The sequence below is a fragment of the Roseococcus sp. YIM B11640 genome (assembly GCF_049727625.1).
Lineage (GTDB): Bacteria > Pseudomonadota > Alphaproteobacteria > Acetobacterales > Acetobacteraceae > Roseococcus.
On record NZ_JBBJOZ010000003.1, the window covers coordinates 307,493 to 321,056 of the forward strand.

Here is a 13,564-nt window from a genome sequence, read left to right on the forward strand (position 1 = left end):
CCGGCTGCCACCGCCGCCCACACCAGCTTCGAAAGGTTCCACGGACAGTGACACCCTCGCGTCGGCGCTTGCTCCTTGCGGCAGTGGTCCTTGTGGCGGCGGTGGGCGGATATGTCGCCTGGAGGGAGCTGGGATCGGGCGGGCTGCCGCCCGGTATCGCCAGCGGCAATGGCCGCATCGAGGCGGTCGAGATCGACATCTCGACCAAGGTCGCCGGCCGTATCCGCGAGATTCTCGTCAACGAGGGCGACTTCGTCACGGCGGGCCAGCTGCTCGCGCGGATGGACACCGCGTCGCTGACGGCCCAGCGCCGGGAAGCCGAGGCGCAGCTGGAGCGCGCGCAGATCGCTGTCAGCACGGCCGAAAGCCTGGTGACCCAGCGCCAGGCCGAGCGGAGCGCCAATTCCGCCACGGTTGCGCAGCGCGCGGCCGAGCGCGATGCCGCCCAGGCACGCCTGGCCAGGACCGAGCAACTGGCCCGCACCAACACCGCGTCCATCCAGCAACTCGATGACGACCGGGCGCGCTCGCTGGGTGCGGAGGCCGCGATGGGCGCGGCGCAGGCGCAGCTCGCAGCTTCCGACGCTGCGATCAACGCGGCGCGCTCGCAGGTCGTCGATGCACGCTCGGCCGTGATCGCCGCGCAGGCCACGATCGATCGCATCGATGTGGACATTGCTGACAGCGATCTCAAAGCCCCTCGCGACGGCCGCGTGCAGTACCGCGTGGCGCAGCCCGGCGAGGTGCTGGCCGCCGGTGGCCGCGTGCTGAACATCGTCGACCTCGGCGACGTCTACATGAACTTCTTCCTTCCCGCGGAGCAGGCCGGCCAGCTGCGCTACGGTGCGGAGGCACGGCTGGTCCTGGATGCGGCGCCGCAATACATCATCCCGGCCACCATCTCCTTCGTCGCGGATGTCGCGCAGTTCACGCCCCGCACCGTCGAAACGGCGCAGGAACGGCAGAAGCTCATGTTCCGGGTCAAGGCGCGCATCGCGCCCGAGCTGCTGCGCCGCTACATCACGCAGGTGAAGGCGGGTCTTCCCGGTGTCGCCTATGTGCGGCTGGCACCCGATGCGCCCTGGCCCTCCAGCCTGACCGGGACGCTGGTGCAGTGAGCGGCCGGCCCGAGGCCGAGGCTCCCGGCGCGCCGCCCGCCGTCGTGCATCTGCGGCAGGTCGGTCTCTCCTATGGCGCGACCCGGGCCCTCGACAATGTCACGCTGGATGTGCCGCCTGGCCGCATGGTCGGACTGATCGGCCCCGACGGCGTCGGCAAGTCGAGCCTGCTGGCGCTGATTTCCGGCGCGCATGCGATCCAGTCCGGCAGGGTCGAGGTGCTGGGAGGCGACATGGCCGATGCCGGCCACCGGGCCCGGACCTGCCCGCGTATCGCCTACATGCCGCAGGGCCTGGGGAGAAACCTCTATCCGACGCTCTCGGTCTTCGAGAACGTGGACTTCTTCGGCCGGCTCTTCGGCCAGGACCGGGAGGAGCGCGAGCGCCGAATAGACGGCCTGCTTCGCAGCACGGGGCTTGCCGCCTTCGTGGATCGCCCGGCGGGCAAGCTCTCGGGCGGGATGAAGCAGAAGCTCGGCCTGTGCTGCGCCCTGATCCACGACCCGGACTTGCTGATCCTCGACGAACCGACCACGGGCGTCGATCCGCTGTCGCGGCGCCAGTTCTGGGACCTGATCGATCGCATCCGCGCCGAGCGCACGGGCATGAGCGTCATGGTCGCGACGGCCTACATGGAGGAGGCGGCGCGCTTCGGCTGGCTGGTGGCGATGGATGGCGGCCGCGTGCTGGCCACCGGCACCCCGGCGGAGCTGCTGGAGCGCACGGGCGGGGCGACGCTAGACGGCGCCTTCATCGCCCTGCTGCCGGAGGAGCGGCAGAGGGGACACGAGCCTCTCGTGATCCCGCCAAGGGTGGAGGCAGGGGACGCGCCGCCCGCGATCGAGGCCGAGCATCTCTCCATGCGCTTCGGCAACTTCACGGCGGTGGACGACGTCAGCTTCCGGATCGGCCGCGGTGAGATCTTCGGCTTTCTCGGCTCCAACGGCTGCGGCAAGACCACGACGATGAAGATGCTCACCGGTCTTCTCGCGCCCACGGAGGGGAAGGCGCGGCTGTTCGGGCAGGAGGTTGATCCCTCCGACATGGCGGTGCGGCGGCGCGTGGGCTACATGTCGCAGGCCTTCTCGCTCTACTCCGAGCTCACCGTGCGGCAGAATCTCGACCTTCATGCGCGGCTCTTCCGATTGCCGGCCGAGGCGATCCCCGCGCGGATCGAGGAGATGGCGACGCGCTTCGATCTCACCGGCGTCATGGACAGCCTTCCGGAAGCGCTGCCGCTGGGCATCCGCCAGCGACTGTCCCTCGCCGTCGCGATGATCCACGCGCCGGAGCTGCTGATCCTCGACGAGCCGACCTCAGGCGTGGATCCCATCGCGCGTGACGGCTTCTGGCGAATCCTCTCCGACCTTTCCCGCAACGACGGCGTGACGATCTTCGTCTCGACGCACTTCATGAACGAGGCGGAGCTCTGCGACCGCATCTCCCTCATGCATGCGGGCAAGGTCCTGGCCAGCGACACGCCGGCCGGGATCGTCCGGCGCCGGTCCGCCCCGTCGCTGGAGGAGGCCTTCATCTCCTACCTGGAAGAGGCGGCCGGCCAGCCGGAGCCCGCGACAGGCGCCGAGCCAGCGCCGGCGACGGAAGCCTCGCATGCGACGGCGCAGGCCACGCGCGCCTTCAGTCCGCGCCGGGCGATGGCCTATGCCCGGCGCGAGACGCTCGAGCTTCAGCGCGACCCTATCCGCGCGATCCTCGCCCTGGTGGGCAGCGTGCTGCTGATGTTCGTCATGGGCTACGGCATCAACATGGATGTCGAGGACCTGACCTTCGCCGTGCTGGACCGCGACGACACGACGACGAGCCGGGACTACGCCCTGCAGATCGCAGGCTCGCGCTACTTCATCCAGCAGCCGCCCATCGTGGACTATGCAGATCTGGACCGCCGCATGCGCAATGGCGAATTGAGCCTCGCCATCGAGATCCCCCCCGGCTTCGGCCGTGACGTGGCGCGGGGGCGCCCCGTTTCCGTGGGGGCCTGGATCGACGGCGCCATGCCTTCCCGCGCGGAGACGGTCCGGGGCTACGTCCAGGGCATGCATGCGGCCTGGCTGGCGCAGAAGTCCCGCGAGATCTACGGCCATGCCGCCACCGCCGGCGCGTTCCAGCTCGAAGTGCGGTACCGCTACAATCCCGACATCCAGAGCCTCGTGGCGATGGTGCCCGCGGTCATTCCCCTGCTGCTGATGATGATCCCGGCCATGCTCGCCGTGCTGAGCGTGGTGCGCGAGAAGGAGCTGGGCTCCATCACCAACTTCTATACGACGCCGGTGACGCGGCTGGAGTTCCTCCTCGGCAAGCAGCTGCCCTATGTGCTGCTGGCCATGCTGAACTTCCTGATGCTGGTGGCCTTCGCGCTCTTCATCTTCCGCGTTCCGATGACCGGCAGTTTCCTGGCCCTGACCACGGGCGCCTTCCTCTACGTCGTCTGTTCGACCGGGATCGGACTGCTCTTTTCCAGCTTCATGAAGAGCCAGATCGCGGCCATCTTCGGGACCGTGCTCATCACCATCATTCCGGCCGTGCAGTTCTCCGGCATGGTGGACCCTGTCTCCTCGCTGGAAGGGGCAGGCGCGCTGATCGGCCGCATTTATCCGACGGCCCATTTCATCACCATCACGCGCGGCACCTTCTCCAAGGCGCTCGGCTTCGACGACCTGTGGTCCGCCTTCGTGCCGCTGCTGATCGCCGTGCCCGTGTTGCTGGGCCTCGCGGTGGCCCTGCTCCGGAAGCAGGAGGGCTGATCATGCGGCTCGGGAACATCGGGCAGCTCGGCATCAAGGAGCTTCGCGGCCTCCTGCGGGATCCGATGATGCTGATCCTGATCGTCTACGCCTTCACCCTGTCGATCTACACGGCGTCGCGTGCCACGCCCGTGTCGCTGAGCCGGGCCACCATCGCGATCGTGGACGAGGACCGCTCGCCGGTTTCGGGAAGGATCGCGCTGGCCTTCTACCCGCCCTACTTCATCCCGCCGCGCCTCATCACCACGGCCGAAATGGACAGCCGGATGGATGCGGGGCTCGACACCTTCGCGCTCAACATCCCGCCGAATTTCCAGCGCGACCTGCTGGCGGGGCGCTCGCCGGCGATCCAGCTGAACGTGGACGCCACCCGCATGTCGCAGGCTTTCAACGGCGCCGGTCACATCCAGTCCGTCGTCTCGGCGGAGGTGGACGAGTTCCTGCGCCGCTACCGCGCCGGCGGGGCCGTTCCCGTGGACCTGGTGTTGCGCGCGCGCTTCAACCAGGAGCTCAACAAGGCGTGGTTCGGAGCGATCAACAACGTGATCTCCTCCATCACCATGCTCTCCATCATCCTCACCGGCGCGGCCCTGATCCGCGAGCGGGAGCATGGCACCCTGGATCACCTGCTGGTCATGCCCGTCACGCCGGTCGAACTGATGCTGAGCAAGGTCTGGTCCATGGGCCTCGTGGTGCTGGTCGCCTCGGCCTTCTCGATCACCGTGGTGGTGCAGGGGATGCTGGGGGTGCCGATCGAAGGCTCCATCCCCCTCTTCCTGCTGGGCACGGCGCTGCAGCTGCTCGCCACGACGTGCCTGGGGATCTTCCTGGCCACCGTCGCCGGCACGATGCCGCAATTCGGCATGCTCCTGATCCTCGTGCTGCTGCCGCTCCAGATGCTCTCGGGCGGCAACACGCCACGCGAGAGCATGCCCGAGATCATTCAGAACATCATGCTGGCCGCGCCCAATACCCATTTCGTCATTCTGGCGCAGGCCATCCTCTTCCGCGGCGCGGGACTGAGCGTCGTCTGGCCGCAATTCGCCGCCCTCATCGGGATCGGGGCGGCCTTGTTCATGTTCTCTCTGCAGCGCTTCAGGAAGTTCCTGCGGTGACGCTTGACGGCCGGCGTATCCCGCGCCGATGCTGGCGTGGTGATCCCGAGCCGCTTCCTCGCCGTCGCCTCCAAAAAATGCCCCGCCTGGGGCATCGAGGACCTGCGCGCGTAAGCCACTAGCGACCCAGGACCACCTTGACCCCGCCGGTTTGGACGGGGTCATCACGCGAGGTCTCGTCTCCGGCATCCAGGAGATGAAATCATGCAAACCTCTCACCCGATCCCTGGCGGCCTGTGGCTGCCGCTCATCACGCCGTTTCGCGATGGCGCCCTCGACGAGGCGTCCCTGCGGCGCATGGTGCGTCATTATGCGGCCGAGCAGCTCGATGGCCTGATCCTCGCCGCCACGACCGGCGAAGGCTTGACCCTGGACGATGACGAGACCGAGCGACTGGTCATGCTGGTGGCCGCGGAAATGGGCGCTGCGGGGAGGCGCATGCCGGTTTTCCTAGGGCTTTCGGGCAGTGACACGCGCAAGCTCGGCAAGGCGCTGGACCGCACGGCCCGTTGGCCGCTCGACGGTTATCTGATCGCCTGCCCGTACTACACCCGTCCCTCGCAGGACGGCATGGTCCGCCACTTCGCCGCCCTGGCCGAAGGCGCCGCGTGGCCGATCATGATCTACAACATCCCGTACCGGACGGGCGTGAACCTCGGCAACGCGGCCATGCTGGAACTGGCCTCGCGGTGCCCGAATATCGTCGGCGTCAAGGACTGCGCCGCCGACATGGTTCAATCCTTCGACCTGATGCGCCGCAAGCCGCCGGGCTTCGCCGTGCTCACGGGCGAGGACGCCTTCTTTCACACGATGCTGGCCCAAGGCGCGGAGGGAGGAATCATCGCCTCCGCCCATATCGCGCCCCGCCGCTTCGCCAGGGTGCGCGACCTGGTCCGGGCTGGCGAGGCGGCGGCAGCGCTCGCGGCCTGGCACGCGATCTGCGAAATTCCGCCCCTGCTCTTCGCCGAGCCGAGCCCAGCGCCGATCAAGCACTGGCTCTGGCGGGCCGGTCTCATCGACAGCCCGGAGGTGCGCTTGCCGATGACGACGGTGAGCGAGGTCCTAGCGGCGCGGATCGAGCGCGAGGTGGCGGCGGCCATGGTCTGAAAGGCAGCAGCGCGTCAGCGACTTACCGGGGCGATCCTCCAGATCGTCCCGGTCAAATCGTCCGCAACGACAACCGCGCCGCGCGGATCGACCGTGACGCCGACCGGCCTTCCCCTGGCATGGCCATCGCGGCCTAGGAAGCCGGAGACGAAATCCACGGGCTCGCCTGCAGGGCGGCCATCCCGGAAGGGGACGAAGATCACGCGATATCCGGCGGGCGGAGTGCGGTTCCAGCTTCCGTGCTCGCCGACGAAGACACCGTCCGAGAACTGGGCTCCCATCGCTGGCGTCGAAAAGGCGACCCCGAGCGCCGCGACGTGCGAGCCCAGCGCGAAGTCCGGCCGGATGGCGGCAGCCACCCTCTCGGGGTTCTGGGGCTGGGCGCGCCGGTCCACGTTTGGTCCCCAGTACGAGTAGGGCCAGCCGTAGAAGCCGCCTTCGCGAACGGAGGTCAGGTAGTCCGGCACCAGGTTGGGCCCGATTTCGTCCCGCTCATTCACCACAGCCCAGAGGCGCCCTGTCCCTGGCTGGACGGCCAGCGCCGTCGGGTTGCGCAGCCCGGTGGCAAAGGGGCGGTGCGCGCCGGTCTGGGCATCGATCTGCCAGATCATCGCGCGATCGGCTTCGGCGTCCATGCCGCGTTCCGTGATGTTGCTGTTCGACCCGATGCCCACGTAGAGGTGCCGGCCGTCCGCGCTCGCGGCCAGTGCCTTGGTCCAGTGATGGTTGATGGCCGAGGGCAGTTCCGAGACGAGCGTCGGCGGGCCACTCGCCTGGGTCTGACCCTCACTGTAGTCGAAGCGCACGAGCGCATCCTGGTTGGCGACGTAAACTGCGCCGTTCACCAGGGCGAGGCCGTAGGGCGCATTGAGATGTTCGGCGAAGACGGTCCGTGTTTCGTAGTTGCCGTCGCCATCAGCATCCCGCAGCAGCGTGAGCCGGTTTCCGCCGCGCGTCTGGCTTCGTCCCAGGCTCTTGATGAACCCGGCGATGAAGTCCTTGGGGCGGAGCGACGGCGCGTAGCCGCCACTGCCCTCCGAGACGAGGATATCGCCATTGGGCAGGATCAGCGTCTGGCGCGGGATCTGGAGGCCGGTCGCGATGGCGTGGATGGCATAGCCAGGCGGGACCGTCGGCTGTTCGCTCCCCCAACTGGCCGGCCGGGGGATGGTCATGTCGGGCAGCAGGCCCCTCTGGGGCGCGGGTAGGTCCGGGTTGCTGCCGCGTTGGGCTGGAGCCGGTGCCTCGTCGCACGCGGTCAGCGCCATCAGCGCGATCCCTGCCAGCGCGAGCGCGCGCATCACGCGGCCCCCGTCTGGGCATGGCGCGAATAGCCGATCCATGTGGCCAGAAGCGCCAGCAGCGTCGTCAACGCGGATAGATAGAGGCCCCGCGGCATCGTCGCCCAGGCATCCATGGCGTGCACCAGCGCATTGACGAAGCCCAGCCCCCACATCGCGACGAGAAGCGCAAAGTAGATGGCGGCCCGCGCCCTTTCCGGACGAAGGCTGCGTGCGAGATCCACCAGCGCCCAAGCCACGACCCAGACGCTTCCCAAGAGGCCGCCGGCGATCAGCCAGGACGAAAAGTTCGCCCACTGGATGTGGAAGGTCTGGAAGTAGGCGAGGTCGCTCAGCAGCGCGCCGAGGAAGAGCGGAAACGGGAAGGCCAGCAGCAAGGCGTGCAGCGGATGGAGGGGTGATCGCCGAAACGACGGACCTGCGAGGGTGGCCACGGCATTCTCCTCTCGACACGGGTTTCCGGCGCGGCAGAACGCGTCGACAGGTCAACGGCTGGTGGCCGCGCATGGTTGCCCGCAGCTAAAGCGCTTTTGGCAACCCGTGGCAGAGAACCAAGCCTGCGATAGCCTGCGCGGTGGCGTAGAGCGCAAAGAGCCGGACGACGTCGAAGCTGACGCGCCGGCTCTCGTCGAGGAGACCGGCGAACCGGCGCGCCGCGACATAGGCTGTCATCAGGGCAACGATACCCAGGTGAAAAATCTGCCAGGCGAGGTTCGCGAAGACGCTGGCGGAGAAGGCGCCAGTGGTCGGCCGCAGGCCCGCCTCCCACCACGACCAGGCATCCGCGCTCACGCCAAGGAGCAGCGCCAGGCTCCCGGCCGCCAGTAGCGGCACCGACGCCTGGACCCTCGAGCGCCAGAGAAGCGCTGCGGCGATGCCCAGCGCCGCCGCTGGCACCCACGGGAGGGACGGCATGGATTGTGACCCGGGCGGCCAGGAGCCCGGCTGGGCCAAAGAGAGAAAGGCGTGCGTGAAGGCGAGGCAAGCGAAGATCGCCGCATCGACCACCAGCAGGACGACCATGGCCCAATGCCCCAACGTCGTCGGGCCGGAGACATAGACGGGCAGGCGATAGCCGCCTCCGATCTCCGCGGGTGCCGCGATGGGCCCGAGATCCGTCACGGTCCAGAGCCACTGGATGACGGCGAGGATTCCCACTGCTCCGAAAGCGAGAGACACGGCGTAAGCCTGCACCGTGAGCGCGAGGAAGAAGCCAGCTGTCCCGATGGCCGCGACCACATGCGCCCAACCCGGACCGGGAACCACCGCGACGTGCTGCGGTGTGGCCCGCGTCGGGCTGGTGACGAGTGTTTCCCGCCGGCCGGTGATCGTCGCCGGCAGGAAGTGTTGTCCGGCCTGCACCTCCTCCCGGAGGGAGGGGCGGGCCCAGAGGGGTTCGCGATCGCTTACCACAGGGATGCTGCGCGTGCCGAAGCAATCGGCGGGCAGCCATTCCAGCGTGCCGGCGCCGAAGGGATTGCAGGAATCCGACCCGATGGAGAAGCGGAAGTTGCGCGCCAGATCGATCAGCACGAGGAGCACGCCCATCGCCACGATTCCGGCGCCGATCGTGGAAAGGAGATTGGGCCATTCCAGCCCCATTCCCGCCGGATAGGTGTAGACCCGGCGAGGCATGCCCCTCAGGCCGGCAAGGTGCATGGGAAAGAAGGTGAGGTTCACGCCTCCGAACATCAGCCAGAAAGCCCAGCGGCCGAGCCGGTCGGAGAGCTTTCGCCCCGTCGCGGTGGGGGCCCAGTAGTAGAGCGCCGCCACCAGCGGAAAGACCATGCCGCCGATCAGCACGTAATGAAGATGCGCGACGACGAAATGCGTATCGTGCGCCTGGAAGTCCCAGGGCGCGACGGCCAGCATCACCCCGGTCAAGCCGCCGAGCACGAAGATGAAGAGGAAGCCGAGCACGAAGAGCGTGGGCACTTCCCATTGCACGCGACGCGCGGCGGCGAAGGTCGCGATCCAGGCGAAGACCTGAATGCCGGCGGGAATGGCTACCGCGAAGGATGCGCCGGTGAAGAAGGCGAGCGTGAGTTGCGGCAGGCCGGTGGTGTACATGTGATGCACCCAGAGGCCAAAGCTGAGCACGCCCGTTCCCACCATCGCCGCGACGACGAGTTCATAGCCGATGAGGCGGGTGCGGGAGAGCGCCGGGACCATCATCGTGACCATCCCGGCGGCCGGCAGGAAAATGATGTAGACCTCGGGATGGCCGAAAAACCAGAAGAGATGCTGCCATAGCAGCGGGTCGCCGCCGCGCTCGGCGATGAAGAAGGGCCAATCCAGCGCCCGTTCGAGTTCGAGCAGGATGGTGGCCCAGATCACGGCCGGGAAGGCGATGATGATCATCCCCGCGAAGACCAGCATCGCCCAGGCGAAGATGGGCATACGCCACAGGGTCATGCCTGGCGCGCGGGTCCGCAGTACGCCGACGATGATCTCGATCGCGCCGGCGATCGCGGAGATTTCGATGAAGCCGATGCCGAGCAGCCAGAAATCGGCGTTGATGCCGGGAGAGTGCGCCTTGCCCGCCAATGGCGGATAGAGGAACCAGCCCTGATCCGGCGCGAGGCCCCAGAACAGGCTGGCAAAGAAGGCGAGCCCGCCGATCAGATAGGCGATGTAGGCATAGGCGCCGAGCCGCGGGAACGGCAGGTCGCGCGCGCCCAGCATGGCGGGGAGCAGGTACACGCCCATCGCCTCCACCGCCGGCACGGCGAAGAGGAACATCATGACGGTGCCGTGCATGGTGAAGAACTGATTGTAGGTGGCGTGGCCAAGGACATCGTTGCCCGGTACGGCGAGTTGCAGCCGCATGAGCAGCGCGAGGATGCCCGCCAGCACGAAGAAGAGCAGGGCGGTGCCGACGTAGAGCACGCCGATGCGCGCGTTGTTCACCTCGGAAATGATCCGCCAGCCTTTCGGCTGCTCCCACGCACGGCGAAGCGCCTCCAGCTCGCCTTCAGGGCGCGGCAGCGAATTCGGCAGGGTCATCGCAGCGCCTCGAGCCACTGCGCGACCGCGTCCAGCTCGGCCTCCGAAAGAATGCGCCGGAAATCCGGCATGGCGTTTCCGGGCTTCACCTGCTGCGGCGCCGCGATCCATTGGGCCAGAGTCTCGCGGTGGTTGGCCAGCGTCCCGGCGCCGAGGCTATGTCGCGTCCCGATCAGCGTCAGGTCCGGACCGATGCGCCCTGCGAACTCCGTTCCGCGAATGCCATGGCAGGCCCCGCATCCTGCGCGGCCGAAGACCTCGCGTCCCTGGCCCTCGGGGATGGTGGGCGCGCGTTGGCGCTCAGCCCAGGCCTCGAAATCCGCCTCTGGCTCCGCCACGGCGAAAAGCGCCATCAACGTGTGCTGAGCCCCGCAGAACTCCGCGCATTGTCCGCGCATCACGCCCGGCTGCCCCGCCGTGAGCCGCAACCGGTTCTCGCGGCCGGGGATCATGTCGATCTTGCCGTGGAGGGCCGGAATCCAGAGGCTATGGACGACGTCGGGCGCCGTCACCACCAGCTCCACCTGGCGGCCCACGGGCAACCGTATCTCGTTGGCCGTGACGATGCCCTGGGCGGGATACCGCACTTCCCACCAGAACTGGCGACCCACCACCTCGACCACCAGCGGCCTCGGGGCCGGCCGCGTCAGGGTCGCGATGACGCCGGAGCTGTGGACGAGCAGCGCCAGCAGCACCACCGAGGGTACCAGCGCCCCCAGCAGCAGGACGGCCCGTGGCGAGGCCAACCGCCGCTTCCACGCATCCCGCCCGCTCAAGGCGAGGAGCAGAAGCACCATGGTGATCAGGAAAATCACGGCTGCTCCGCTGACGAGCAGCCAGGTCAGCCCATGGAGCAGCTCCGCCTCCGGCCCGCGCGGCGCCAGAGCCGACTGCTCGCCCCTCATCCCACCGCCCGGGGCCGGAGCATGGCCGTCGCGATCGCTGCCCCTGCGAGGACGAAGAGCAGGCCCCCAGGCGCCCACATGAGCACCCCGCCCAGCTGCTGGTCTTCCAGCGGCGTCAGGCCCCAGGCGGCGGTCACGCCGGGCTGATGCGCCCGTTCGAACAGGGCGCGTGGTGCGAGCGTCAGCAGCGCGCCCAGGGCGGCCATCTGCGCGGACGTGCCCAGCGCGGCCAGGAGGGCGGAAGCGGGCCGGGCCGTGGCAGCCTGGCGCAGCGCGGCCCAGAGCCAGGTCGCGGCCATCAGCAGGCTCGCTTGCATCGCCCAATAGGCCGCCGGGCTGTCAAAGGTCGCAAGATACGGGGCCGGGAGGTGCCAGGCCCAGATGGCGGCGGCAAAGACGAATGCGGCGCCGCCGGCTCTGGTGGCCCGGCCGGCGGGCCATGCCAGCGCGAGCAGCGGGGCGGCCAGTAGCATCAACAAGAGATGCTGGGCGACCCGCGCCGAAAAGAGCGCGACCGACAGGTTGCATAACGGCGAGATCAGGATCAGTCCGGCCAGCAGCCAGCCCGCGAGTGCAAGCCGGCCGTTCGGCCGCCATGCCAGGGCCAGGACACCCAGCGCCAGCAGCGCGAGCAGCCAAGGATCCATGTTCCAGGCCACCTCGCCTGGCAGGGGAGGTGAGCCGCAATAGGGGATGGCGGACGTAGGCTCTCTCCTTCCCGATACTCCGGCAAACCGTGGGTCCGCCAGCAAGTTGCAAGCCGCCTACGGAACGTTCTCCTGGCTCGCGTACCAGGCCGCGACGGCCCGGATGTCCTCTGGCGAGAGGGGCCACAGTCCTTCATCAGGTCCGTACCGGCCGCCGACGGCCCGCCCCATCAGCCATGCAAGGTCAGAGGCGCCGTCTCCGGTTCGTACGCCCTGCATCCACAAGGTGAGCTGCTCCTGCAGATAGCGATGGTGCTGACCGGCCAGGCGCGGATATCGCGGGTTGCCGCCGTCATGGCAGCTCCCGCAGGCGGCGACACCCCGTCCGGGCAAGCCGGTGGTCGCGATCTCTCGTCCGCGCTCGAGCCGCTCGCTCTCCAGGTGCATCGCGGCGGGCGTGGGCTGCGACGCATAGTGCCGGGCGAGGGCGGCCATTTCCGGCGGTGTCAGCTCGGCTGCGACAGGGCCCATGATGCCGCTGGGTCGGCTGCCATCCGCGAAGGCACGCAAGGCATCCAGCAGATACGCCTCGCTCTGCCCGGCCAGGCGAGGAAACGCGCCTTCTGCATCGCCCTGGCCGGATCGTCCGTGGCAGCGCCCGCAGCCCGCAATCCCTTCATCCAGCGGCCCGTTGCGTAGCAAAAGCCCGGCATCCGACGCGGCTTGCGCGCGTTCGGGCGCCATTTCCCCGAAGGCGAGTTCACGATAGGCCGCTTCGTCCAGACCGGGCAGGCTCCGCAGGAAAGCGACGACGGCCCAGGCTTCATCGGGGCGAGCGGCGGCAGGCCAGGCCGGCATGCCGGTGTACTTGATGCCGTGCATCACGAGCTGGAACAGCTCCTGCGTCTGCCAGTCGGCTATGTGGGGGGCGAGCTCCGGCGGCGCGGGCACCATGCGGCGGGTCACGGGATTGGGCGGGCGCCCCGGCGCGCCATGGCAGGGCGCGCAGCCGCCCTGAAAATGGCCGGCCCCACGCCGGACCAGCGCCGCGTCATCCAGCGGGGGCGGTCTGTGCCCCGTGCTGTGGGTCGCGATGGATTGGCGCATGCCGTAGTTCAGGATCGCGCCCACCGGCCGCCAATGGCCTTTGCTGGCGGCGACATCGTAGATCCCCGACCAGATCGTCAGCCCGGCAGCCAGGACGGCAGCGGTCGCCATCCCGAACACCAGCGCGCGGTTGAGCCACAGGTGCCGCGCCAGATCGGCCGCCTCGTCGCGCAGGTATTCCAGAAGGAGCCCGATCCGCATGGCCGGGCAACGGGCGGAGCTGGGCGGAGTTGCCGGCGGCATCCACGAAGCTCGGGCCGACAGAGCAAGCCCCTCTGCTGCAGGGATTTTTCGGGAGGCCGCCGCAGGGTAATAACTTTAAATTATGTTGAATTAGAAAATCACGAATCATAACCAAAGAATCTGGTTGACCTATTAGCGATAAGAATGTGTGATTAGCGGGCCGCGCCTGCCGCGCGGCCTCGAGTTGATAGGGACAAGGATATGCCTCGCCTCGGCCACCCCTGCGCCCGACGCGATCGGACGGGCCCCGGGA

10 protein-coding genes are annotated in these 13,564 nt (G+C 68.4%); 4 read left to right on the forward strand and 6 right to left on the reverse strand.

The window, feature by feature from the left end; genetic code table 11:
- The first annotated feature begins 68 nt into the window (after positions 1–68).
- From WJM96_RS15375 to dapA, 4 genes are all read left to right on the forward strand, one after another.
- On the forward strand, positions 69–1,118 hold the full coding sequence (locus WJM96_RS15375; protein WP_424813397.1) for an HlyD family secretion protein: 1,050 nt from the start codon (positions 69–71) through the stop codon (positions 1,116–1,118).
- Positions 1,115–3,880: a ribosome-associated ATPase/putative transporter RbbA gene (gene rbbA, locus WJM96_RS15380; RefSeq protein WP_424813398.1), complete on the forward strand. Its 2,766-nt coding sequence runs from the start codon at positions 1,115–1,117 to the stop codon at positions 3,878–3,880. The genes WJM96_RS15375 and rbbA overlap by 4 nt, the downstream gene beginning before the upstream one ends.
- A 2-nt stretch (positions 3,881–3,882) precedes the next feature.
- A complete protein-coding gene (locus WJM96_RS15385) occupies positions 3,883–4,995 on the forward strand; it encodes an ABC transporter permease (protein ID WP_424813399.1) in 1,113 nt (370 codons plus the stop codon).
- Positions 4,996–5,199: 204 nt separating this feature from the next.
- Entirely contained in the window at positions 5,200–6,102 is a 903-nt protein-coding gene (gene dapA / locus WJM96_RS15390; RefSeq protein WP_424813400.1) for a 4-hydroxy-tetrahydrodipicolinate synthase, read from the forward strand.
- Between the two features lie 14 nt (positions 6,103–6,116).
- Here dapA and WJM96_RS15395 read toward each other — a convergent pair whose 3' ends face one another.
- The 6 genes from WJM96_RS15395 to WJM96_RS15420 form a co-directional block, all read right to left on the reverse strand.
- The gene (locus WJM96_RS15395) at positions 6,117–7,403 is read right to left on the reverse strand and encodes a PQQ-dependent sugar dehydrogenase (protein WP_424813606.1); all 1,287 of its coding nucleotides are present in this window, start codon (positions 7,401–7,403) and stop codon (positions 6,117–6,119) included.
- Positions 7,403–7,837 carry a DUF2231 domain-containing protein gene (locus tag WJM96_RS15400; RefSeq protein ID WP_424813401.1) on the reverse strand — a complete coding sequence of 145 codons (435 nt, stop codon included), beginning with the start codon at positions 7,835–7,837 and terminating at the stop codon, positions 7,403–7,405. The genes WJM96_RS15395 and WJM96_RS15400 overlap by 1 nt, the downstream gene beginning before the upstream one ends.
- Positions 7,838–7,922: 85 nt before the next feature.
- Positions 7,923–10,409: a cbb3-type cytochrome c oxidase subunit I gene (locus tag WJM96_RS15405; protein ID WP_424813402.1), complete on the reverse strand. Its 2,487-nt coding sequence runs from the start codon at positions 10,407–10,409 to the stop codon at positions 7,923–7,925.
- The gene (locus WJM96_RS15410) at positions 10,406–11,314 is read right to left on the reverse strand and encodes a cytochrome c oxidase subunit II (RefSeq protein ID WP_424813403.1); all 909 of its coding nucleotides are present in this window, start codon (positions 11,312–11,314) and stop codon (positions 10,406–10,408) included. The genes WJM96_RS15405 and WJM96_RS15410 overlap by 4 nt, the downstream gene beginning before the upstream one ends.
- Positions 11,311–11,961 carry a cytochrome c oxidase assembly protein gene (locus WJM96_RS15415; protein WP_424813404.1) on the reverse strand — a complete coding sequence of 217 codons (651 nt, stop codon included), beginning with the start codon at positions 11,959–11,961 and terminating at the stop codon, positions 11,311–11,313. Before WJM96_RS15415 ends, WJM96_RS15410 begins: the two co-directional genes overlap by 4 nt.
- Before the next feature lie 117 nt (positions 11,962–12,078).
- A complete protein-coding gene (locus WJM96_RS15420) occupies positions 12,079–13,269 on the reverse strand; it encodes a c-type cytochrome (protein WP_424813405.1) in 1,191 nt (396 codons plus the stop codon).
- Positions 13,270–13,564 lie beyond the last annotated feature (295 nt).